The 23,556-nt window shown below is 29.3% G+C and carries 22 protein-coding genes; 6 read left to right on the top strand and 16 right to left on the bottom strand.

Going from position 1 to position 23,556, the window contains the following annotated elements:
* Window positions 1-74: 74 nt before the first annotated feature.
* Genes rpmB through L8U98_RS02125 form a run of 4 tightly spaced genes read left to right on the top strand, consistent with a single transcriptional unit; the run spans window position 75 to window position 2,846 of the window.
* Window positions 75-269: a 50S ribosomal protein L28 gene (gene rpmB, locus L8U98_RS02140; protein ID WP_012661734.1), complete on the top strand. Its 195-nt coding sequence runs from the start codon at window positions 75-77 to the stop codon at window positions 267-269.
* Window positions 270-294: 25 nt separating this feature from the next.
* Window positions 295-1,422, top strand: coding sequence for a potassium channel family protein (locus L8U98_RS02135; RefSeq protein WP_263678769.1), 1,128 nt, complete (start codon window positions 295-297; stop codon window positions 1,420-1,422).
* Between the two features lie 47 nt (window positions 1,423-1,469).
* Window positions 1,470-1,685: a YdcH family protein gene (locus L8U98_RS02130; protein ID WP_012661736.1), complete on the top strand. Its 216-nt coding sequence runs from the start codon at window positions 1,470-1,472 to the stop codon at window positions 1,683-1,685.
* A gap of 33 nt (window positions 1,686-1,718) precedes the next feature.
* Entirely contained in the window at window positions 1,719-2,846 is a 1,128-nt protein-coding gene (locus tag L8U98_RS02125; RefSeq protein ID WP_263724790.1) for a methyl-accepting chemotaxis protein, read from the top strand.
* Between the two features lie 9 nt (window positions 2,847-2,855).
* Here the strand turns inward: L8U98_RS02125 and L8U98_RS02120 are convergent, their stop codons facing one another.
* From L8U98_RS02120 to groES, 3 genes are all read right to left on the bottom strand, one after another.
* Entirely contained in the window at window positions 2,856-3,425 is a 570-nt protein-coding gene (locus L8U98_RS02120) for an NUDIX domain-containing protein (protein ID WP_263737840.1), read from the bottom strand.
* 117 nt (window positions 3,426-3,542) lie between these two features.
* Complete coding sequence (groL, locus tag L8U98_RS02115; protein ID WP_070256698.1) at window positions 3,543-5,180, bottom strand: chaperonin GroEL; 1,638 nt, start codon at window positions 5,178-5,180, stop codon at window positions 3,543-3,545.
* Window positions 5,181-5,192: 12 nt separating this feature from the next.
* The gene (gene groES, locus L8U98_RS02110; RefSeq protein ID WP_149062447.1) at window positions 5,193-5,453 is read right to left on the bottom strand and encodes a co-chaperone GroES; all 261 of its coding nucleotides are present in this window, start codon (window positions 5,451-5,453) and stop codon (window positions 5,193-5,195) included.
* A gap of 162 nt (window positions 5,454-5,615) precedes the next feature.
* Here groES and L8U98_RS02105 point away from each other — a divergent pair, with 162 nt between their 5' ends.
* Window positions 5,616-8,159: a hypothetical protein gene (locus tag L8U98_RS02105; protein ID WP_263724788.1), complete on the top strand. Its 2,544-nt coding sequence runs from the start codon at window positions 5,616-5,618 to the stop codon at window positions 8,157-8,159.
* 29 nt (window positions 8,160-8,188) lie between these two features.
* On the opposite strand, the gene hpf is transcribed toward L8U98_RS02105, so the two are convergent.
* The 13 genes from hpf to yajC form a co-directional block, all read right to left on the bottom strand.
* Window positions 8,189-8,707, bottom strand: coding sequence for a ribosome hibernation-promoting factor, HPF/YfiA family (gene hpf / locus L8U98_RS02100; protein ID WP_012661742.1), 519 nt, complete (start codon window positions 8,705-8,707; stop codon window positions 8,189-8,191).
* Between the two features lie 78 nt (window positions 8,708-8,785).
* Complete coding sequence (locus L8U98_RS02095) at window positions 8,786-9,466, bottom strand: 3-methyladenine DNA glycosylase (protein WP_263724787.1); 681 nt, start codon at window positions 9,464-9,466, stop codon at window positions 8,786-8,788.
* A complete protein-coding gene (locus L8U98_RS02090; RefSeq protein ID WP_263724786.1) occupies window positions 9,463-12,402 on the bottom strand; it encodes a DEAD/DEAH box helicase in 2,940 nt (979 codons plus the stop codon). Before L8U98_RS02090 ends, L8U98_RS02095 begins: the two co-directional genes overlap by 4 nt.
* Window positions 12,392-12,796: a bactofilin family protein gene (locus tag L8U98_RS02085; protein WP_263682088.1), complete on the bottom strand. Its 405-nt coding sequence runs from the start codon at window positions 12,794-12,796 to the stop codon at window positions 12,392-12,394. The genes L8U98_RS02090 and L8U98_RS02085 overlap by 11 nt, the downstream gene beginning before the upstream one ends.
* Window positions 12,724-13,635 carry a M23 family metallopeptidase gene (locus L8U98_RS02080; protein WP_263724878.1) on the bottom strand — a complete coding sequence of 304 codons (912 nt, stop codon included), beginning with the start codon at window positions 13,633-13,635 and terminating at the stop codon, window positions 12,724-12,726. Before L8U98_RS02080 ends, L8U98_RS02085 begins: the two co-directional genes overlap by 73 nt.
* Window positions 13,622-14,791 carry a Mur ligase family protein gene (locus tag L8U98_RS02075; protein ID WP_263706368.1) on the bottom strand — a complete coding sequence of 390 codons (1,170 nt, stop codon included), beginning with the start codon at window positions 14,789-14,791 and terminating at the stop codon, window positions 13,622-13,624. The genes L8U98_RS02080 and L8U98_RS02075 overlap by 14 nt, the downstream gene beginning before the upstream one ends.
* Window position 14,792: 1 nt before the next feature.
* Window positions 14,793-16,160 carry a hypothetical protein gene (locus tag L8U98_RS02070; RefSeq protein WP_263724785.1) on the bottom strand — a complete coding sequence of 456 codons (1,368 nt, stop codon included), beginning with the start codon at window positions 16,158-16,160 and terminating at the stop codon, window positions 14,793-14,795.
* 1 nt (window position 16,161) lies between these two features.
* Entirely contained in the window at window positions 16,162-16,659 is a 498-nt protein-coding gene (lptE, locus tag L8U98_RS02065; RefSeq protein ID WP_039668573.1) for an LPS assembly lipoprotein LptE, read from the bottom strand.
* A complete protein-coding gene (gene leuS / locus L8U98_RS02060; RefSeq protein WP_263737839.1) occupies window positions 16,656-19,085 on the bottom strand; it encodes a leucine--tRNA ligase in 2,430 nt (809 codons plus the stop codon). Before leuS ends, lptE begins: the two co-directional genes overlap by 4 nt.
* An 8-nt stretch (window positions 19,086-19,093) precedes the next feature.
* Window positions 19,094-19,435: a DUF6394 family protein gene (locus L8U98_RS02055; RefSeq protein ID WP_039618681.1), complete on the bottom strand. Its 342-nt coding sequence runs from the start codon at window positions 19,433-19,435 to the stop codon at window positions 19,094-19,096.
* Window positions 19,436-19,437: 2 nt separating this feature from the next.
* A complete protein-coding gene (gene secF, locus L8U98_RS02050) occupies window positions 19,438-20,409 on the bottom strand; it encodes a protein translocase subunit SecF (protein WP_263724783.1) in 972 nt (323 codons plus the stop codon).
* Entirely contained in the window at window positions 20,409-21,989 is a 1,581-nt protein-coding gene (secD, locus tag L8U98_RS02045; protein WP_263724782.1) for a protein translocase subunit SecD, read from the bottom strand. The genes secF and secD overlap by 1 nt, the downstream gene beginning before the upstream one ends.
* Window positions 21,982-22,257: a preprotein translocase subunit YajC gene (gene yajC / locus L8U98_RS02040; RefSeq protein WP_012661754.1), complete on the bottom strand. Its 276-nt coding sequence runs from the start codon at window positions 22,255-22,257 to the stop codon at window positions 21,982-21,984. The genes secD and yajC overlap by 8 nt, the downstream gene beginning before the upstream one ends.
* Here yajC and L8U98_RS02035 point away from each other — a divergent pair.
* Window positions 22,227-23,549, top strand: coding sequence for an apolipoprotein N-acyltransferase (locus L8U98_RS02035; RefSeq protein WP_263724781.1), 1,323 nt, complete (start codon window positions 22,227-22,229; stop codon window positions 23,547-23,549). The genes yajC and L8U98_RS02035 overlap by 31 nt on opposite strands.
* Window positions 23,550-23,556 lie beyond the last annotated feature (7 nt).

The following is a 23,556-nucleotide window of genomic DNA, read 5'->3' as shown; positions in this document are numbered from 1 at the left end:
TGATAATATTTGATTTTTTTAAGCTTGTTTTAGATACAATGCTAAAAATTATTTTTATTTCATAAGGAAAATTTATGTCAAGAATTTGCCAAATTACAGGAAAAGGACCTATGGTAGGTAACAATGTTAGCCATGCTAACAATAAAACAAAAAGACGCTTTTTGCCAAATTTAAGAACAGTTCGTATTACTTTAGAAGATGGAACCACTAGAAAAGTTAGAGTTGCTGCTTCGACTTTAAGAACACTTAAAAAGCAAAGTAGTAAATAATCCTTAATGTAAATGAGGAATTACTATGTCTTTTTTAAAAAAGCTACAAAAATTCCTCAATTGGTCTCCCTCTCCAAAACCTTCAATTAATCTCAATGATGAGCTTTATGAGCAACTTAAATTTTTAAGAATTCCTCTTATTGCTGTTGTTGTTATGACATTAATTGGGGCTTTTGGTTATATGCTCACAAGTAATTACAACCTTAACGATGCTATTTATCAAGCCGGTATGACTTTTACCACTTTGGGTTATACTGAAGTTAATCCCATACCAACAGCGGGTAGAATTTTTACTGTTGTATATGTACTATTAACTTTTACAATATTTACTTTTTGTATGGGTTTAGTAATAGAAATAGTAAAAAAAGGTGTTTTGTCTAAAATCATCAAGGAAAGAAGAATGCTGCATAAAGTTGCAAGATTAAAAAATCATTTTGTAATATGTTACCATAATGATTTTACCATAGAATTAGCACAGCAATTTAGAGAAAATCATATTCCTTTTGTTGTGGTTGATGAAGTTGAAAATTTCAGCGAGATTGCCGAAAAATATAATTATCCTTATTATATAGAAAGCGCACCTCATACTAATACAGCCTTTTTAAAAACCAATCTTTCTAGCGCAAAAGGCGTAATAACCCTTAGTAATAACATAGCAGATAATATTGCTATCATTGCCTCAGTAAGATTATTTGAAAAAGAACTACAAAGAATTAATCCTTATTTTATACTAGCTAGTTCAAGCAACGAAGATGAAACAGAAAAACTTAAAAAACTTGGAGCAAATTCTATTGTTTCTGCTACAAAATTAGTCGCGCAAAGACTTAGCGCGATGTCAGCAAGACCAGATATGGAAAATTTATTGGAAAATTATCTTTATAAAAAAAATAGCCCTATTGATTTAGAAGAGGTTAAAATTCCTGATGAATCGTGGGTGAGATTTAAAAGATTAAAAGAAATTCATTTAAGAGATATGGCAAACGTAAGTATAGTAGGAATTTTAGAAAATAAAAAATTCACACCTATGCCAAGAGGTGATACTTTAATAGGTACTGGAGCAAAATTATTAATCGTAGGTACGGCAGATAGCATAAAAATAGCCAAAAAGATTATAAAAAACAAGCAAAAACCCGATGAGTTAAAATATATTTAACTTATTTTAAGCTATAATCAAATATTAATTTTAAAAAGGAGGCTTATATGCTACATGAATTTAGAGATTTAATTACCGAGCTAAAAGGTAAAGATATGCACTTTGATAAATTGTTTGAAGAGCACAATGAACTTGATCACAAAATCAAAGACGCAGAAGAAGGTAGAATTCATCTAGATAGCTTGGAAATTGCAAATCTTAAAAAAGAAAAACTAAGATTAAAAGATGAGCTAAACACTTATTTATCAAATTATAAAAAATAATTTCTTTCTAATTTTAACTTTCAAGGAAAAACTATGTTTGGAAAAAAAAGTCAATCAAAACAAGACTTTGAAGATTTACAAAATAAAATCAAAGAACTAGAAGAAGAAAACAAAAAACTTCTTTTAGAAAAACAAGAATTAATCGAAAAATACGAAAAGCAACTTCAAGAAGATTGTGGGAAAACTGCACTTGAAACTCGTCTTTTGGAGATGTTATTAACTGGAGTGTTAAAAGGCATTTCAAATGTACAAGGCGATATGCAAGAAAATGTAAATAAAGCTGAAATGATTTCCCAGTATTCTGACTCATCATTAAAAGATATGCAAGAATTAAATGCAATTACGCATTCAATTATATCTTCACTTCAAAGCATTATTGAATCAGCTAACCGTTCAAGAGATACAGCGGGTAATTTACACCGTAGCGTTGATGAAATCACTAATGTTATTAACTTAATCAAAGATGTATCTGATCAAACTAATCTTTTAGCACTAAATGCCGCAATTGAAGCTGCTAGAGCAGGAGAACACGGCAGAGGCTTTGCTGTTGTTGCTGATGAAGTTAGAAAACTTGCTGAAAAAACACAAAAAGCAACCTCTGAAGTAGAATTAAATATTAATCTATTAAAACAAAATGCAGATGAAATGTATGGACAAAGTGAACAAGTAGAAAAAGTATCATTAGAATCAAATGAACATATTATAAAATTCTCTAGTAATTTTGCTCAATTAATCTCTAATGCAAATTCAACTAGCTCACACGCTAAACGTATTGCTTCTGAAATTTTTGTTTCCTTAGCAAAATTAGATCATGTTGCTTTTAAATTAAATGGTTATAATGAAATCATTCATGCTTCAGGTAAAACACTTTCTGATCATTTAAGTTGTAGACTTGCAAAATGGATTGCAGGTGTGGGCAAAGAAAGATTTTCTAGTGGAAGAGCTTTTGGTAAGTTAAATTTACCACACCAAAAGGTGCATGAAAATATCAACCAAGCTGTTGCCTTGGCACATAATGAAAATACAGGCAATGAATTAGTTCAAAATCAAATTCTAGATAAATGCTCAAATGCTGAAAAAGCCTCTGAAGATTTATTTGTAATCTTTAAAGAAATGCTTGATGAAAAAGACCCAAACATTGAAAATAAAGAAGAAAAATAAAAGGTAAGATTAATTCTTACCTTTAAACCACAAATACGCATATTCAAGTAAAGGGGTTTTGATAGGATTTTCTTTAGAAAATTTTTCAAAGTCTTTTCTTTTTATCCATACTGCTTGAATATCCTCTCCATCAATTCCACCACCATGACCAGTTTTATCATCTTCGGTAATTTCAGCATAAAATAAAAACTGTCTACTTACACCTGAACCAAAACCTGTATAAAACTCTCCTATTTTTTCTACAACCCTAGGAGCATAACCTAGCTCTTCAATACATTCTTCTTTAGCTATTTCGTCTAAACTCAAATTTTTATCAACAAGTCCTGAACAAAGCTCTATGCTAAATCCCATCTCATCTAATTTTAAGTTATTACGTTTTTGATAATCCCATAAAGGAATTCTAAATTGTTTTACAAAGACAAAAGAATCTTTTTGAGTATGATACAAAAAAACAGAAACACTATCCAATGCTTCTATAAAATCCCAAGTATATTTTTTATTATCTTTGCCTATATAAGTATATCTTTTAGGTTTAATGTATTTTGAGTTGGAAAATCGCTCTTCTTGTAAGTTTTTCATGTAAAATCCTTATAATTTTACATCTATTATAACAAAAATAAAAATCAGTGCAGAAAAATAAAAAAAGAGTGAGTTGCTTTATATAAAAAGCAACTCAAAAGCAACAAAAAGATGGTATTACATCATACCACCCATGCCTCCCATACCGCCCATGCCACTCATATCAGGCATAGCAGGTTTATCCTCTTTGATTTCACTAATTGTAGCTTCAGTTGTTAAAAGCATACTAGCTACTGAAACTGCATTAAGCAAAGCCACTCTTTCTACTTTAACAGGATCAATAATACCGCTTTCAAGCATATTTACATATTCACCTTTTGCAGCATCAAAACCGGTATTTTCTTCTTTACTATTTTCTACTGTATTTACAACCACACCAGCATCAAATCCAGCATTTTCAGCAATTTGTCTTAAAGGTGCTCTTAAAGCTCTTTCTACAATAGCAGCACCAATAGCCTCATCACCTTGCAAATTCAAGCTGATTTTTGATTTTGCTTTGATTAATGCAGCACCACCGCCTATTACTATACCTTCTTCAACAGCAGCTTTTGTAGCACTTAATGCATCATCAACTCTATCTTTTTTCTCTTTCATTTCAGTTTCAGTAGCAGCACCAACTTTAATCACCGCTACACCACCGCTTAACTTAGCTAGTCTTTCTTGTAGTTTTTCTCTATCATAATCTGAGCTTGTTTCAGCAATTTGAGCTTTAATTTGGTTGATTCTTGCATCAATATTTGCTTTCTCACCTGCTCCATTTACAATAGTTGTATTATCTTTGTCAATAATCACGCTTGAAGCCTGACCTAAATCTTGGATACTAGCACTTTCTAAAGTTCTTCCAAGCTCTTCAGAAATCACTTCACCACCTGTTAAAATAGCAATATCTTCAAGCATAGCTTTTCTTCTATCGCCAAATCCAGGAGCTTTAACTGCTGAAATATTTAAAACACCTCTTAATTTATTTACAACTAAAGTTGCTAAAGCTTCACCTTCAATATCTTCAGCTATAATTAAAAGTGGTTTTCCTGTTTTTTGAATTTGCTCTAAAATTGGTAATAAATCTTTTAAATTAGCAATTTTTTTATCAAATAACAAAATAAATGGATTTTGCAATTCAGCTGTCATTTTTTCAGTATTTGTAATGAAATATGGGCTTAAATAACCTCTATCAAATTGCATACCTTCAACCACATTTAATTCATCATTAATTGATTTTGCTTCTTCAACAGTAATAACACCATCTTTTCCAACTTTTTCCATAGCATCAGCGATTAAATTTCCGATTTTCTCATCTGAATTTGCAGAAATTGTTGCAACTTGAGCGATTTCTTTTTTATCTTTAACTTCACGAGAAAGTTTTTTAAGTTCAGCTACTATAGCTTCACAAGCTTTATCCATACCTCTTTTAACTTCGATAGGATTAGCACCTGCTGTGATGTTTCTTAAACCTTCTTTAAAAATAGCATGTGCTAAAACTGTTGCTGTTGTTGTTCCATCGCCTGCTTGATCAGCTGTTTTGCTAGCTACTTCTCTAACTAAAGAAGCACCCATATTTTCTAAAGAATCTTTTAATTCTACTTCTTTAGCCACACTTACACCATCTTTTGTGATAGTTGGAGCGCCAAAACTTTTTTGGATTAATACATTACGACCACGTGGTCCCATAGTAACTTTTACTGCATCATTAAGTTTTTTAACACCTTCATAAAGTTTATTTCTTGCTTCGTCTGAAAAAAATATTTCTTTTGCCATTTTTTATCCTTTTTATTTAATAATCCCTAAAACATCATCAATATTAAGAACCAAATACTCTTCATTGTCAAGTTTAATTTCAGTTCCGCCGTATTTTGCAAACATTACTTTATCATTTACTTTAACATCTTCTATTTCTTTGCTTACTGCAACAACTTCACCATTTAATGGTTTTTCTTTAGCATTATCTGGTATAATAATCCCAGAAGCAGTAGTTTTCATTTCTTCTAAGCGTTTTACCAAAATACGCTTTCCTAGAGGTTGAAAATTCATTTTGTATCCTTTCTAAAATGTGCCATTTTTAGCACTCTTTGTTTTTGAGTGATAGAATTATACATTAAAGAAAGTTAATTGTCAATAAATTAAGTAAAATATATCATATAAGTTTAGTCTATTACGCTAAATTTTTATGATATATCATTATAAAGGTTTCTCATGAAAAAAATTCTTTACATCCTTTTAGGTGTAGTATGTGTGGCATTACTAGCTATATATACATTATTATTTACAAGCACAGGCAATGCTTTTTTAAAGCCAAGAATCGAAACGATTATTGCTCAAAAAAGTGGTATGAATGTTAAATTTGAAAATTTCAAAATTAGTTTTTCGCAACTTGACATTAAAGCAAATATTGATGATAAATTTTTTGCTAACATAGAAGGTGGTATATCGCCTTTAAGACTAGGATTTGATTTAAACTATCTTTTAGGACTTAAACAAAACTATATTCAAAATCTTGGCTTAAAAAGCGATAAAGATTTTACATTTAAAGGTAGTGCTGTAGGTAAAAGTAGTGATTTTTCAGTAAAAGGTAATGGATTTTTATTTGATTCTAATCTTAGCTTAGATGCAAAAATTGTTGATTTCTCTCCTATAAATCTTGAATTTATTGGAAAAAATATAGATTTGGCTCAAATTTTAGATTTTGCTAATCTACCAAGATATGCTCAAGGAAAAATTAGTATTATCAGTGATATACAAACTAAAGATTTAAAACCAAATGGCAATGCTTTGATTAATTTTTACACAAGTTCTATCAACAATACTCTCATTGAAAAAGATTTCAATCTAAGCCTACCAAAACAAAGCTATATAAAAGGTGAAATAAGATCTTTAATCCAAAACAATGAAGTTATATCTAAAAGTGAAATTTTAAGCAACTTCTTCAAACTTTATACACAAAAAAGTATTTATGATATAGCAAAACAAAGCTTAGCTAGTGATTTTGACATCAAAATAGATGATTTTAATCAATTTTCATCTTTAGCTAAAATGAAACTCCAAGGCAAAAGTCAAATTCAAGGTAATTTACTTTTTGCAAGCAATCAATTACAAAAATTAGATGCTAACTTGCTGGGATTTGGTGGTAGCTTAAAAACTATTTTAGAAAATAATAATCTTAATATCAATACAACTAATATTGAAGTAGCAGAGCTTTTAAAGACTATCTCTATGCCTGCTTTTATTAATTCTAAATTAATTTTAGATTTAAAAGCGCAAGGACTTGATTTTAAAAATTTCAATCTAAATACTAGGTTAAACAATGCAAATATAAATGTTGTAGAATTTAAAAAACTAAGCAATATTGATTTTCCAAAAACAACTTTTAATCTACAAGCTAAAGCAAATGCGAAAAATTCTTTGATTGATTATGAAGCTTTGCTTGATTCAAACATAGCAAAAATACCTCAGCTAAAAGGCTCTTATAATCTTACAAACAAAGATTTAAAAGCACAAATTAGTGCTTTTGTAGATAATCTTAACAAATTAAAACCTTTAACCAAACAAGATCTCAATGGACCTTTAAATTTAGATGCCAAAGTTGATCTTAAGGCAAATCAAATTCAAAATCTTGATGCAAATATTAAAATCATGCAAGGACTTATCAATGCAAAATCTAATGGAAAAAGTTTACAAGCAAAGATTGATAATATAAAATTAGAACAACTTTTCCCTTTAATTGGACAAAAAGTTTTAGCATTTGGCGATGTAAATGCTGATATTGATTTAAAAACACTTGATTTTAACAATATTAATGGTGATTTTAAAGCCACTATCAATTCTTCTTTTAATGAAGTAGAATTATCCAAGCTTTTGGATAAAAAATTTCCAAAGAATACTTCAGCAAAAATCAATCTTGATGGAAAAATTTCTAAATCAATCATTAATTTTAACGCTAAAGCTCTAAGTTCATTTGCAAATATTAACTCATTAAAAGGAAATTTTGATCTTAATCAAATGGCTCTAGCAAGTACTTATAATATTTCATTGCAAGATTTTTCTAAACTAGGATTTTTAGTCGATAGAAACTTAAAAGGCAAGGCTGATTTTGAAGGAAAATTTGATTTTAAAAACGCTTTAATTGATGCAAGCGTTAATAGTAAAAATATATTTGACGGCTCATTAAATGCAACTTTAAAAAATAATATTTTTAACGCTAAAATGCAAAATACTGATCTTTCAAATTTAGCTCAAAGTTTAGATTTGCCTGATTATTACCAAGCAAAATCAAATTTAAGTATTGACTACAATCTTTTAAAAGAAAGCGGTGTGGTGCTAATGAACTTAGCCGATGGACAACTTAAGAAAAACCTCATCACAAGTGCTTTAATGCTACTTTTACAAAAAGATATCACTCAAGATGTATATCGCAACGGTGAAGCTAAAATAAATATCAATAAAAATCTTATAGATTTAAATTTAAACCTAGTGGCTGATAGAAGTAATATAAACATCAGCAAAGGCAAAGTTGATACAAAAAGCACTAAATTAAACATTCCTTTTAATATCGTTATTGATAGAGCAAATTTCAAAGGAATTATAAAAGGAACAACACAAGATCCTAAAGTAAGTCTTGATACAAAAAGTGTTGTAAATTCTATTGTTAATACAATAGGTGGAAATGCTAGTGATGGTGCTAAAAACACAGGTAAAAAAGTAGATCAGGCAATAGATAAAATCTTTAACAAACTCTTCTAATACATCTAGCCTTAAAAAGGCTAGATTTTTTAAAATAAACCAAATTTACCATCTTTTTTCTTATACAGTACCCTCATTTTTGCATCTATGTCATTAAAAACTAAAAATATATCCTTACTTGCTTTTAGCTTTTCTAATGCTTCTTCAATTTCTAAAGGTTTGTATAGCTCAAGTTCTGTTGGAACTATCTCATCTTCCTCAATCACACTTGGCAATACTAAATTTTCTTTTATCTCATCTTGATGCTTATGAGTAATATTTTTATCATGTAATCTTCTTAAAACCTTAGAAATTCTATCAATAGCTAAATCTATAGCAGCATATAAGTCTTTATCTTTTTGCTTTACAACCACTGTGTTAATACCAGCTAGGTTAATGCTAAATTCAGCCCAAAATCCTTTCTTTCCATGCCTTTCATCAGCACTTATAACACAACGCGCAGAAATCACATCTAAGCCATATTTACTTAAAGCATCAAAGCTTTTTTCCACATACTCTTTTATAGACTCAGTTAGCTCAAATTGCTTTCCAACTATACTTGTATTCATTACTTCTCCTTTTTATGAAGTCAAATACATTATAGCACTTTAATCGTAAAAAATTAACTTTTTAAATAAAAAATAAATTTAAAATTTTAAAGGATCTAAAATAAGTGCGCCATCTGCTGAAAGTTTTTTACCTTGAAAGTGTGTTTTACAAAAAGAAACAATTAAAGCATGAAAAATTTGATAAAGCTCGTATAATTCACATTCTTTTTTTAGTAAAACACATAATTCTTGTTGATTTTTAGCTATGTCTTTTTTTAAAAAATCTGCCAACTCATCATAACTTTGGCACTCATAGCCTAAATAACTAGCTATTTTTGCACTATAAGCATCAACTACTAAAACTTCTTTTTTACATATATAATTTAAAATTCCATCTGCACTTTCTTGACCCAAGCCTTTAATATCTAAAAGCCATTCTCTATCTACTTCTTCTTTAAAAAGTTCAAAAGAATTAAAATCTTGGAAATATTTTTGAGTGAAATTTTTAATATATTTTGCCTTGGTATTATAAAATCCACTTGGCTTTATTAAAAGTGCTAAATCTTGAGTGTTTAATTTTGATAAATCTTCTATATTAGTAATATTTGCTTGTTTTAAATTTATCAAAGCTTTTAACACATTTTTCCAGTTTGTATTTTGAGTTAAAACCACAGAAATTAAAATTTCAAACTCGCTTAAAGTATTATTTTCTAGCCACTCAAAATCGTTATAGTTGATATTTGCATTAACTAAAGCTTTAAAAATTTCATATCCGCTCATGCTTTTTCACTCTTTCTTAAATGCATCAAAATAGCCTCGATCACATCATCATCGTCTTTACTTTTTGCCTTAATGACTTCCTTACTCTCATCATCTTTTACAAAACAAATATTTTGCTCATAATTACTCACTAGTTTATAATGCTTGCTAGCTAAAATTTTTATGATGATTAAATCCAAAAACTGCTTAGTAAAAATATCAGGCTTACCAAAACGATCATTCATCTCACTTTCTATTTCATAGACTTCATTAACACTCATACATTTACTAAGTCTTCTATAAAGCTCTAATCTCAAACGATCTTCACCAATATACTCACTATTTAAAAAGGCATTGATATTAAGCTTTAGATCTATTTTTTTCTCTTTGACCTCTTCTTTCTTACTTAGCTTATTAATCTCATCTTCTAACATCTTAAGATATAAACTATAACCAATTTGCTCTATATGCCCACTTTGATCCACGCCTAATAAATTTCCACCACCACGAATTTCTAAATCATGATAAGCAAGTACGCTTCCTGAGCCTAAATAAGAATTACTCTCCAAACTCGTAAGTCTTTTTAAAGAATCTTTTGTGATTTTTTCCTTATCTTCAATCAAAAAATAACAATATCCTTGCTTAGCACTACGCCCTACTCTTCCTCTAAGTTGGTGCAAATCAGCCATACCAAAGCGATCTGAATTTTCTACTATGATAGTGTTTGCATTTGCCAAATCAATACCACTTTCAACTATAGAAGTACAAAGCAATAAATCATATTCTTTATTTTCGAATTTAATCATTTCTTCTTCAGTAATTTTTGCATCAATTTTAGAATGCAAGATTAAAATTTTTAAATTTGGAAACAAATCTAAAAGATATTTTTTACACCCATCAATACTTGCTATATGATTGTGTATATAAAAAATCTGTCCTGCTCTTCTTAATTCTCTTGAAATAGCTTCTTTAATCAAAGCGTCATGACTTTCTCTAACAAAGGTACGCACATCCAAACGATCCTCAGGTGGAGTTTGTAAAACACTATATGACTTTAAAGAACTAAGAGCTTGATTTAAACTTCTTGGTATAGGCGTTGCCGACATAGATAGAATATGGGAGTTTTTACTTAATTCTTTGAGTTTTTCTTTTTGTTTTACACCAAATTTATGCTCCTCATCTATCACAACTAAACCTAAATTTTCACACTCAACCCCTAAAAGAGAATGCGTTCCTACCACTACACAAGGCTTATTTTCTTTTAAAAATGCTAAAACTTGTTTTTTTTCTTTAGCACTAGTAAAACGATCTAGCTTAAAAACCTCTATATCAAAAGAATCAAATCTTCGTTTTAAGGTTTTAAAATGCTGGGCTGAAAGTAAAGTAGTTGGCACAAAAAACAAAGCTGTATAGCCACTTTTTACACAAGTAAATATAGCATTCATAGCAACTTCTGTTTTACCAAAGCCCACATCACCACTTAAAAGCCTATCCATCACTTGAGAACTTTTTAAATCTTGAGTGATTTCTTGACAAACTTGACTTTGATCTTTAGTATAAAAAAATCCTGCTTTATTGATAAATTCATCTTGTAATTCTTGAGAAATTTTTAATTCTTTTGCTTTTATCAAAGCTCTAGCTGCTGCTAAAGAAACTATATTTGAAGCAATGGCAAATAATTTTTCTTTTAATCTTTCTTTGATTTTTAGAAAACTTCCTTTTCCAAGCTTATCAAGTAAAGGCACGCCACCACTTGCACCGATATATTTATCAATCATATATAAATTTTCAACAGGCAATAAAAGCTTATCGTTATTTAAATACCCAAGAGCGACAAATTCTTTTTTTGCTCCTGCAATTATAATAATCTCAAGACCTAAAAATTTAGCTATACCATAATCTTCATGTACAACAAAATCCCCAACCCTAAGCTCATCTATTACCAAACTTGCTTTTCTAACTCTTTTACTTTTTTCTTTTTTATTTAAAGAGATAATAAGCTCATCTTGAGTGATTAGGTTGATTCTTTCTTGAGATATTTTTAATTTAATATTTGAAAATTCTTGTAAATTTAAAGCTTTAAACAAAGCTTCATTTTTTGCCAAAATAGTAATTTTTTTATCTTTGTGAAAAGTGAAAAAATCATGATTATAAGAACTTACTAAATCTTTACAAAATCTTGGTTCAGGTAAAATATTTTGATTAATTTTACTAATATCTTCTTCAAAATCATTTATATCAAAATTTTTTATACTCACAAAATTTAAATCCAAATAATCACAAAAGTCATCGACACACCAAAAACCCAAAGAATTAACATCATTAACAATGCTTTGACTTTGAAAATTTTGAATTTTTTCTTGTAGATTTTCATATTGCTCTTGATTAAAAGCACTTAAAAATGGACAAATTTCTATATTGGAGAGTTCAGCAGGGATTGATTTTTGCGTATGTATATCAAAATATCTTATACTTTCTATCTCATCTGAAAAAAGCAAAATTCTAAAAGGTTGTTCTTCATTAATCGCAAAAATATCTATAATATCCCCGCGTATTGAAACCTCACCCTTATCTTGAACTATATCTACAAACTCATACCCACTATGTAAAATTTCTTCTTTAAATTTCTCTAAAGCAAGAAGTGAATTTCTTTTAAGAATAATGTTTTTTAGATGCTTTTTTCCGGGAAGTTTTTGTAAGATTGTTTTTATAGGAGAAATTAAAATTTTATTTTCATCTTCTTTGTGATAAGCATTTAAAACTTTACAAATTTCAAAAAGCTCTTTAGAAAAAGAACGCAAGTCACTACCAAATTCTGCTCTAAAATCAGGTAAAACGAAAGTTTTTAAATTTAAAAATAAACAAACTTGAGCTAACTCATCTGCTTCTTTATCATTCTCACAAACTATTAACTCAGTTTTGTTACTTAATAAATATTCATATAATTTAGCTTGCATTTTCTGAATTTTCTATGCTCACATCAATAGTTGCAAGTTCTTCGTCTTTTTCAATTATTTTACTGCTTCCATTAAATTTTCCACCATTTTCAATGCTTAATTGTTTAACTATGATATTACCATTAAGCACACCACCGGATAAAATTTCCAAAGAATCAACTTGCATTTCTCCTTCAAAAACCCCATTAATCACTATCTTACTTGCCTTAACTTGTCCTTTTAAAACACCACTTTTACCTATCACTATCACATTAGAAGAATCAATCACACCTGTAATCTCTCCATCTAAATGAAGCATAGAGTCAAAATAAAATTTTCCTTCTATTTTTGCTCCGTTTGAAATGACTGTAGTTTCGGATACTGTAGCAATAGAGCCTTTATTAAAGATTGCCATGGAACTCTCCTTTCTTTTTCAAAAATTTGTTCATAATTTTTTCGGTTTAAATCTATAAAAATTTTAGGGTCTAAAAGTTTATTAATAAATCTAACCTCATAATGCAAATGTGGTCCCGTAGAAAGACCGGTATTTCCTGTATATCCAAGCAAATCACCTTTTTTTACAAATTGCCCTGCCTTAACAACATCTTTGCGCATCATATGTGCATATACCGTTTTAAAGCCAAAATTATGGATCAAAATCACTGAATAACCATAACCATTATTACTATATGCAGCATATTCAACTACTCCATTTGCCGGTGCATAAATAGGAGTATTTAAAGCTGCTCTTAAATCAATACCTGGATGAAACTCTTTTTTATTTAATATAGGATGATGGCGCCATCCAAAATTACCTGTGACTCCATTATCTTCTATCACATGGCCATTTGGAATTTGTGTTAAAAATAAATAGGCTTGATCGTTAGTAAGCTTAACTTTTTCCAATCTTTCTGGTATATCCAAACCCTCATCTTGCTTTAAACCTAAATTTTCTTCAATATCTGCAAGTTGAGTTTGGAGTTCATCATACAAGGCTGTTTTTTCCTCTAAACTTTTTTGCATACTTTCATTTTGAGAAAATAATTTAGTATTTTTTGCTGACAATGTTTCTTGCTCTTTTAAAAGCTCTGAACGCTTATCTGCCAAATAATTAATATATAAAGCACCCAAAACTATAACAACAAAAACAAAAGTAGTAAAATAAATAATTACTTTTTTTATGATCTGACTTAATAAAAAATGTCTAGAACCATTTACATCTGTGATAGTTAACGTAAATTTATCTTTCATTATAGCCTCTTAAAAAATTTTCTACCAATACAAAAGAACCAAAAACTAAATACAACTCATCTTTTTTTATTTGTTCAAATTTTTGATAAGCAATATCTAATTTTTCTAAATTTTCTAGCAAAACAGAGCCTGCTAAAGGTCTGTCTTTGCTTTCATATTCATAAATTTCAACTATTTTTATTATAGGCTTTAAAGCTCTTAAAATTTTATAAGAATCTTTATCTAAAAAGCAATTATAAACCAAATGAACTTTTTTTTCCTTGAAAATTTCAGCTAAAGTTAAAGCTGCCATTTCATTATGGCCTACATCAACAAAAATATTTTGACTTATTTGCTCACACCTTCCTTTTAAATCAAGTTTTGGCAAATTACTAATGCTGCAAATCAATTCTTTTTCATTTTTGGCACAAATTTTAGAAAAAGCTTCTAAGGCTAAAAAAAGATTATCTTTTAAAAAAGTTGCTAAATTATATTTTTGAATATATTTTTGCACATAAGGATAAATAGCCTTGTTTTCATCTAACGCACTAATATCTAAACTAGCTTGTTTTAATTTTGCTATTTTTTGAGCCAAATTTAATACTTTTGTTTCTTGCTTATGATTAATTAAAGCTTTAGCACTCATGGCTTTTAATTTTGTTCTTGCTATTTCATCTAAGTTTTTACCCAATAAATCTTGATGATCAAAACCTATTTTAGTAAAAATACTAAAATCTATCTCAAAAACACTTGTAGCATCGTACTCTCCACCTACTCCAGCTTCTAAAATCACATAATCACAATCTTTAAAAACAAAAAATGCTAAAAATGTAGCATACTCAAAATAGCTAAGTTTTTTCACATCATCTAAAAAAACACTTTCTAATTCTTCGTGTGCTTTTTCTAAAAGCTCATTGCCTGTAATTTTTCCATTTAACCAAAATCTTTCATTAAATTCAAAAATATGTGGACTTGTATAATGCCCTACTTTACATCCTTGCTCTAAGAGTAAAAGGGCTAAAAATCTACCTGTGCTTCCTTTGCCATTAGTGCCAATAATTTGAATATTTTTAGTTTTTGGAATAAATTTTTTATATTTTTCATACATACTAAACATAAAAAATCTACTGATTTTTTGTACATGCATAGTTTTTTGTGAAAGTGTTTGCTGGAATTTCATACTAAGCTTTTTGCATTAATTCTTTTAAAATATCGCCATCTGGAAATTCTTTTTTTTCTATACAAGAAGATGATAAAACAAGTCTAACTACTTCTTCTTTATAAATAAATTTATAATCATCTATAAGCCTCAAAGCTTTTTCCGTAAAGATTTGAGCATCTTCTAAGCTTTTACCCGGAAAAACAATTAAATAAGAACTTTCATCTAAAATCCAAATTTCAGCTAAATTTTTACATAAGTCTTTGAGGATTTTTTTAAACTTCCCACTAATGGTTTTAAAACTATCAATACCATAAGCATTAATAACATGTTCTATATTATTGATTTTAAAGAAAGATAAAGCATAATTAACCGCATAAAGCTTATAATTTTCATCAAGTTTTTTAAGCTCTCGAGCAAGACTCCATTGTTCTCTTTGCTCATCATCGCTTGTAGCTTGAATTTGAGTTTTAATTTGAGCTATTTGCTCGTTTGCATACAAAAGCTTATCTTTTAATGTATCAAAATTAATCTGCACATTACCATTTTCATCTTTAGTTAAAGCATTAATAAATTTCACATCTTCTTGGCTATTGTCATAAAGCTTTGAAACCATTTCATTTAGGCTTTCTAAATGCTGATTGAAAAAAGAAAGATTTTTTTGTATGTAGTATTTATCTATTGCTTCTTTTTTTTGTAGCATCAAACAATATCCATGTGCAAATTCTTTTCTAGCAATCAATCTAGGATTTTCTTTTAATTTTTGCTTAAATTGCTCTACCTCTTTACTCTCACCAAATAAAGGCTCCAAAGAAGCTAGTAAAAGTTCAGCTTGTTTTTCATAAGAACGTTCTTTTAGCATAGTGATAAGTTTTTCTATTAAAGCATGAAAATCCAAAAAAGCTCGGATATTAAATTCTTCTAATTTTTTTAAGAGTTCTCCATCTTCATAAGATTTTTCAAGTTCTTTCCATTTAGCTCTTAAAAGATATATGGTTTCTAAATCCATAGCTTGGGATAATCTGTGTTGAGTAATTTGAGCAAGCTCTTTGATTTTTTTATCTTTACTAATACTAAGTTGTTGAATGATTAAGCCAAGCAAAGCATAAACATCTTCATATTTTCTACTTACCTGTCTATTAAGCCTAGAGACTAAAAACATCAAAAACTCATCAATAGTTCGAATACTTTTTCCTTTTAATTCTTGCTTGTAAGAATCATCTAAAAGATTGGTGTATTTTTCTATTCTGGCTTTATTTGAACTCATCACTCCTGCTTTTTTAGCACACTCTTCAAACACCTCGCTATAATTTTCAGGAGTTGGATATAACTTACGCTCTTTTAGTTTTATCAATGTTTCTTTTGCAATTTCATTGATATGACTTGCCATTTTATTTATAACCCCTAATAGCTATAATAGAAACAAATTCATCAAAAGCTTCACTTGATGCATTTTTAATCGCTTCAAATCTTGCTTGATCACTGATGATAGAGTTTGGATTAATATCAAAATTATAACTTCCTTTAGTATTTACAATTTCTTCCTTGCCATTTTTATAACGCAACACAAACTCCAAATAAAGCTCTGCTTTATAATTAATCACATAACCATTTTTATCATAAACCATAGGATGAAATTCTAATTTTTTCATCGTAACTATAATAGAACTATCTGCATTATACTCATCTGTGATTTTTCTACCAAGCTTATTAAGCATGGCTTCTCTTAGAATGTCTGTTATGTAAACACTGTTTTCAGGATCTTGTTTGCTAATATTGATTTTTAAAAATACATTTTCACCCAAAACCCTACTTGCCATCTGCGAAGAGGGAATATATCCACAAGCTATGATGAAAAAAGCAAAAAACAACACTAGATATTTTTTCATTTAATCACCAAATTTACTAATTTCTTATCAATATAAATTTCTTTTACTATAGTTTTTCCTTCTAGCCATTTTGCGACATTTTCTTTAGCTAAAGCTAAAATCTCATCTTCTTTAGCTTCTGAATTTATTTCAATCTGTGCTCTTTTTTTACCATTAACACTAATAGCTATATTAAAGCTATCCTTTATAAAAACCTCATCTTTTATTTTTAATACTTTAAAATTTTCACATTTAAACAAATACTCACTAAGCTCAAAACAAACATGAGGGATGATAGGCTCTAAGATATTTAAAATAATATAAAAAGCTTCTTTTGAAACTTCTTTATGATTTATAGTATTTAAGGCATTTAAAGCTTCCATACATGCAGCTATTAAGGTATTAAAGGCAAAGCTTTCTTCATAAACTTCAAAAGATTTTTTCAAAGCCTCATATACTTTTAATCTAGCATATTTTTCTTCTTTATTTAAACTTTGATGATCAATCTCTTGCAATTTTCCACATTCTAAACTCATAGCCTTTTCATAAAGCCTATTGATAAATTTAAACGCGCCCTCTAATGCACTATCATTCCATTCAAGTTCTTTAGCAGGTGGTGCAGCAAACAGTATAAATAATCTTGCACTATCTGCTCCATATTTTTCTATAATATAATCAGGATCAACCACATTCCCCTTAGACTTACTCATCTTAGCACCATCTTTAGTGACCATTCCTTGGGTTAAAAGCCTATTAAAAGGCTCATCATCTTTTAAATAACCCAAATCTCTAAGTGCTTTTTGAAAAAATCTAGCATAGAGTAAATGTAATATTGCATGTTCAATCCCACCAATATATTCATCAACATTCATCCAATAATTAACACTTTTTTCATCTACTGCTTTTTCTTGCCATGTTTTATCATCACTTGCAAAACGCGCAAAATACCAAGAACTTTCAAAGAAAGTATCTAAAGTATCGCTTTCTTTTTGTGCTTTTTTACCACATTTTGGACAAACGCACTCTTTCCATGTTTCATGCTTATCAAGCGGATTTCCTTCTCCATTTATCACTACATCTTCAGGCAAGGTAATAGGTAAATTTTCTATTTTTTGAGGGACTATGCCACAAGAGTCACACTTAATCATTGGTATAGGAGCTCCCCAATATCTTTGTCTAGAAACACCCCAATCACGAATTTTAAAATTAGTAACCTTTTTACCAATACCCAAAGATTCAATTTTTAAACTAATTTTTTCCCTAGCTTCATTGCATTCTAGTTGATCAAATTCGTCACTATTAGTTAAAACACCTTCTTTTAAAGTATAGCATTGTGCGTCATTTTCATCTTTATAAATTACTTTTTTTATAGCCAAATTATAAGTTTTTGCAAACTCATAATCTCTTTCATCATGAGCAGGTACGCTCATAACAGCGCCGCTACCATAATCACTTAAAACAAAATTAGCCACCCATAAAGGAATTTTTTCTTTGCTTAGTGGATGGATTACATAAAGATTTAAAAAATATCCTTCCTTTGGTGCGGCTTGTCTTTGGCGCGGTGTTTGATTTTGTATATTTTGAATTTTAGCTATAACATCTTGATCTAGTAACTTTTTATCAATTAATTCATTTACTATTTCATGATCAGGTGCTAAAGCAATGTAAGATACTCCATAAATAGTCTCAGCTCTTGTGGTAAAAACATTGATTTTTTTTGCACTGATTTTATCATTTTCTTCTATATCAAAATCAAAACTAAGCCCTGTGCTTTTACCTATCCAATTTTCTTGCATAGTTAGAACTTGACTTGGCCATTTTCCTTCTAATTTTTTAAGATCATGCAATAATTCATCTGCATAAGCAGTGATTTTTACATAATATCCTGGCATTTTTTTTCTAATGACTTCATGTCCACAACGCCAACATTTGCCATCTTCAACTTGCTCATTTGCTAAAACTGTTTTATCATTCTCACACCAATTAACTTCAGCTTCTTTAGTATAAACAAGTCCTTTTTCATACATTTTAATAAAAAATTCTTGCTCAAATTTAGCATATAAAGGATCAGAAGTAGCAAGCATTCTTTTTTTAGAAAAAGAAAAACCCAAAGAAGCAAGCTCATTTTGCATATAATCAATATTTTCATAAGTCCATTTTTTAGGATGGATGCCATGTTTAATCGCAGCATTTTCAGCAGGCATACCAAAACTATCAAAACCTATAGGATGTAAGACATTAAAACCTTTTTTTCTATAATATCTAGCCATAGCATCACCTATACTATAGTTTCTCACATGTCCCATATGAATTCTACCACTTGGGTATGGAAACATAGATAAAATGTATTTTTTTGGCAAAGAAAAATCATCTTTTGGTTCAAAATATTCTTTTTCTTGCCAAATTTTTTGCCATTTTTTTTCTATTTTACCTGCTTCATATGCCATTTTAACTCCTAATTTTCTTCTTGATTTTTTACTGAATCAACTATAACTAAAATCATTGAAAAGATATTAGCTATCAAAGCACCAATTGCTAAAGTATAAACCATAACATTAGCTTCTGGATTAATTTGTATTAAAGCAAAAGCTGGAATTAAATGCAAATCAGCCACCAAAGAACTAGCAAATAATTCAGCTGCTAAAAAATTTCTAACCCCAATTTTCAATAAAGTAGAAATTAAATTCACACAAGCTGCAATAAATAAAGCAACTTCATTTTGATCATATAAAAATCCTGCGGTTGTAGTTAAGCTCATTAGAGCAAAAAAGATATAAATAACCTTACCCCAATTCATTTTTACACTGTTCCTTTTTCATACATCGCTCTTAATTTCTCTTTTTCTTGTTTTTTCTTAACTTTTTCTAATTCTTTTTGACGATACTGCGCAACACTAAATTTAAACCATAAAAGTGCTGGACTTGCTACAAATATAGAACTTGCAGTACCTGCTACAATACCTACTATCATAGTTAGAGCAAAACCTTCTATCATAGATCCACCAAAGAAATAAAGCACTACAACAGTAATTAAAGTTAAACCCGTTGTTAAAGTAGTTCTTGATAAAGTAGCTGAAACTGATTCATTAATAATTAAATCAAGTTTTGAATTTTTACTTATTTTAATACCTTCTCTAATCCTATCAAAAATAATAATCGTATCATTTAAAGAATACCCAAGTACGGTTAAAACAGCCGCTAAAATATCTAAATTTACATCTATTTCAAATAACGCAATAGCACCCAAAGTAATGACTATATCATGAATTTCACACACAATAGAAGCCATAGCAAAACGCCATTCAAATCTTACTGCCAAATAAATCAAAATAGCAATCAAAGAAATTCCAACCGCCATAAGACCTTTATTACGCAGTTCATCTCCTACTTTTGGACCCACTACATCCACGCGGCGCACTTCAAATTTACCTGTATCTTTTAATAAATTTGCAATACTTACTCCAATATCACTTCCTAAACTATCACTACTTCCTGAAAAACGAATAATCACTTCATTAGCGCCACCAAATTCAGTAACGCTAGCACCTTTTAAATTTTCATTGATAGCTAAAGCTTTACGAATTTCAGCCAAAGGAGCTTTTTGCTCATATTGAAGTTGCACTAAAGTTCCACCGGTAAAATCAATACCAAAATTCAAACCCTTAGTAAAAAGGATAAAAATAGAACCAAAAAATAAAATAAAAGACAAAGAGATGGCTGCAAATCTCATTCTCATAAAATCATAAACATGTTTTTGACTAAAAAATTGCATTAAGGTCTCCTATATCCAAACCATAATCTTGTGTTATTGCTTTTTTCCATACGATTCATAAACATTTCAAACATACCATGAGTTCCAACAATAGAAGTAATCATCGAAACTAAAATCCCAATACTCAAAGTCACCGCAAAACCTTTTACTGCACCTGTTCCATAAGCATAAAGTACCACTGAAGTAATAAGCGAAGTAATGTTAGAATCTAAAATCGCACTCATTGCATGCTTATAACCATTTTCAACACTTTGTCTTATGCTAGCACCTTCTCGCAATAACTCCCTAATTCTTTCATTAATAATAACATTAGAATCTACTGCCATACCCACAGTCAGTACAAGTCCTGCCATACCAGGTAAAGTCAAAGTTGCACCAAACATAGCCATTACAGCAATAATCACTAAAATATTTGCTACTAAAGCAATATTAGCAAAAATTCCTGCTATACCATAATACATCACCATAAATGCAACAACTAATATAGAAGCACCTGCTAGGGCTATCATACTCATTTTAATACTATCAGCACCCAAAGATGGTCCAACACTTCTTTTTTCAAGCATTTTAACCGGTGCTAAAAGCGCCCCACTTCTTAAAGCAATGGCCACATCATGAGCTTCTTCTACAGTAAAGCTACCACTAATTTGGCCACTACCTCCACCTATTCTTTCATTAATTCTTGGAGCTGAATATACTTTATTATCCAAAACTATAGCTAAGCGTTTACCTACATTATTTCCTGTATAGTCTCCAAATTTTTTAGCACCTTCTGAATTTAAGGTAAAATTAATCACAGGAAGATTATTACTTTGTGCAAAGCCTACTTTTGCATCTGTTAACATAGAGCCATCAAGAATAGGTATAGATTTTACTAGATATTTAATTTGAGGATTTTTTGCATCTTCAAAAATCAAGTCTCCATATTCAGCAGCTTGAGCTGGAGTAAGATTATTTACCTGATCCATTCTAACATCATCTACTTCCATTAATTGCAAATGTGCAGCTTTTGCGATAAGCTCTCTAGCTCTAGCCTCATCTGCAGCAGTTTTAATACCTGGAAGTTCGACTAAAATTTTATCCTCACCTGATCTTGCTACATTTGGCTCTGCAAGGCCAAATTGATCAAGTCTGTTTCTAATGGTTTCCACGGCTTGTAAAATAGCTTGCTCATGGGTTAATTTAATTTCTTCTTGGGTTAAAGAAAGTGTGTAGTGTAAATTTTCATGTGTAATAGCCAAGCCTTTGATGTCTTTTAATAACAAATCAACCTTAGCTATATCATTTTCATCTAATAAACTAAATTCAATACTAGTATCATTTACTTTGATTTTATCAACAATAATATCTTCTTTATTGATAGAATAACTAAGAGAAGAGGCTATGGATTTAACCTTTGATTTAACCGCCTCTTCTACTTCTACACCTAATAACATATGCAACCCACCTTGCAAATCAAGTCCTAGGTTGATCTTAGCACCACTTTGGGTTTGCATAAAAGAAGGTATGGAAAAAATTAATCCTATAAGAAAAACTACAAAGAAAATAATACTTCTATAAGTAATTTTTCCACTACGCATCAATTTTCTTTGCTATGAAATCTCTAGAAATTTTTACAACTACATTTTCATCATTAAGCTTAACTTTGATAAAATCCTCTTCTGGTTTTACCACCTCGCAAATTATCCCACCATTTGTGATGATTTTATCTCCTTTTTCTAAAGATAAAACCATTAATTTGTGGTCTTTTGCTTGTTTTTGTTGTGGTCTGATAACCAAAAAATAAAAAATCGCAAAAAGCACAATGAGAGGCAACAATGAAGTCCAAATATTTCCGTTTTCTGCCATTTCTTCCCCTTTTTTTAAAGTTCATAAATTCTAATTCTACCACTTTTAAAATAATAAAAGCCTTTTTTTCTGCACTTTTATTGTCAAATTTTATTTATTTTTCTTTTTTTGAAAATTTACTTTTTGAATTTATTTCACCATTTTTAAGTATATATGGTTTGATTTTATTGCTAAGAAATAAAAGTAAAATAGGATATTTTTATACCGGATTTTTTGTAGGAATTTTATGGTTTTGGTGGATAGCTTTATCATCAATTTATTTTGATTTAGCTTATTTAATTCCTTTAGAAATTATCTTAATCGGATTAATTTATGGATTATTATTTTTGGTATGTTTTTTTCTTAAATATGATTTTTTAAGGCTTTGTGGGATTTTTTTACTTAGTTTTGTTCATCCTTTTGGATTTGATTGGCTAAATTGGGGTGTTTTAAGTGTATATGGAATCTTTGATGCAAGTTATCAAGGCATTGTAGCTATGTTTTTGATTGCTTATTTTTATTATGAAAAATACATTTCAAGATATTATAAGATGGCAATTATTTTAATCCTTATTCTAATAGGCGCACAATATAATCAAAAACAACCACAAACGCTAAATTTAGACTATAAATTAATTCAAACTAATATCTCCCAAGATCAAAAATTCATACAAGAAAATTTACAAACTCATTCTAAAGATATATTTTATCAAATCAACAAGGCCATAAAAGAAGGCAAAGAAGCAATTATTTTTCCTGAAACAGCTTTTGCCTTTGCTTTAAATAAAGCACCAAGTTATTTGCAAGCTTTAAAAGATTTATCAAAACAAATCATCATCATCACAGGTGCTATAAGTACTACATCTAATCATCTATATAATAGCACTTATGTATTTAACAATGGCAACATACAAGTTTTTAACAAACACTATCTTGTACCTTTTGGAGAAGAAATTCCTATATTTAAAACCTTTTTTAAAAAATACCTTTTAAATATTGATGAATTTTCAAAAGGAAAGGAATTAAATCAATACACTCTAAATAATCAACTCATCACTAATGCTATATGCTTTGAAGCAACTAAAGAAAAACTTTACAAACACTCAAAAATCATCATAGCCATTTCAAATAATGCTTGGTTTAATTTTTCAAGTGAGTATAAATTACAAAATTTTCTAATGCGCTTTTATGCAAATAATTATAATGTAAGTATATATCATGCAGTTAATGGAAAAGAAAATGCTGTAATTAAGCCAAAAGAGATATTGATTTTAAAGATAAAAGAAAAACTTTTAAAGCAAAATGAAGCCTAAAAGCTTC

The organism is Campylobacter sp. RKI_CA19_01128, from assembly GCF_025771175.1.
Lineage (GTDB): Bacteria > Campylobacterota > Campylobacteria > Campylobacterales > Campylobacteraceae > Campylobacter_D.
This window is presented reverse-complemented; position numbering and strand designations above follow the sequence as displayed.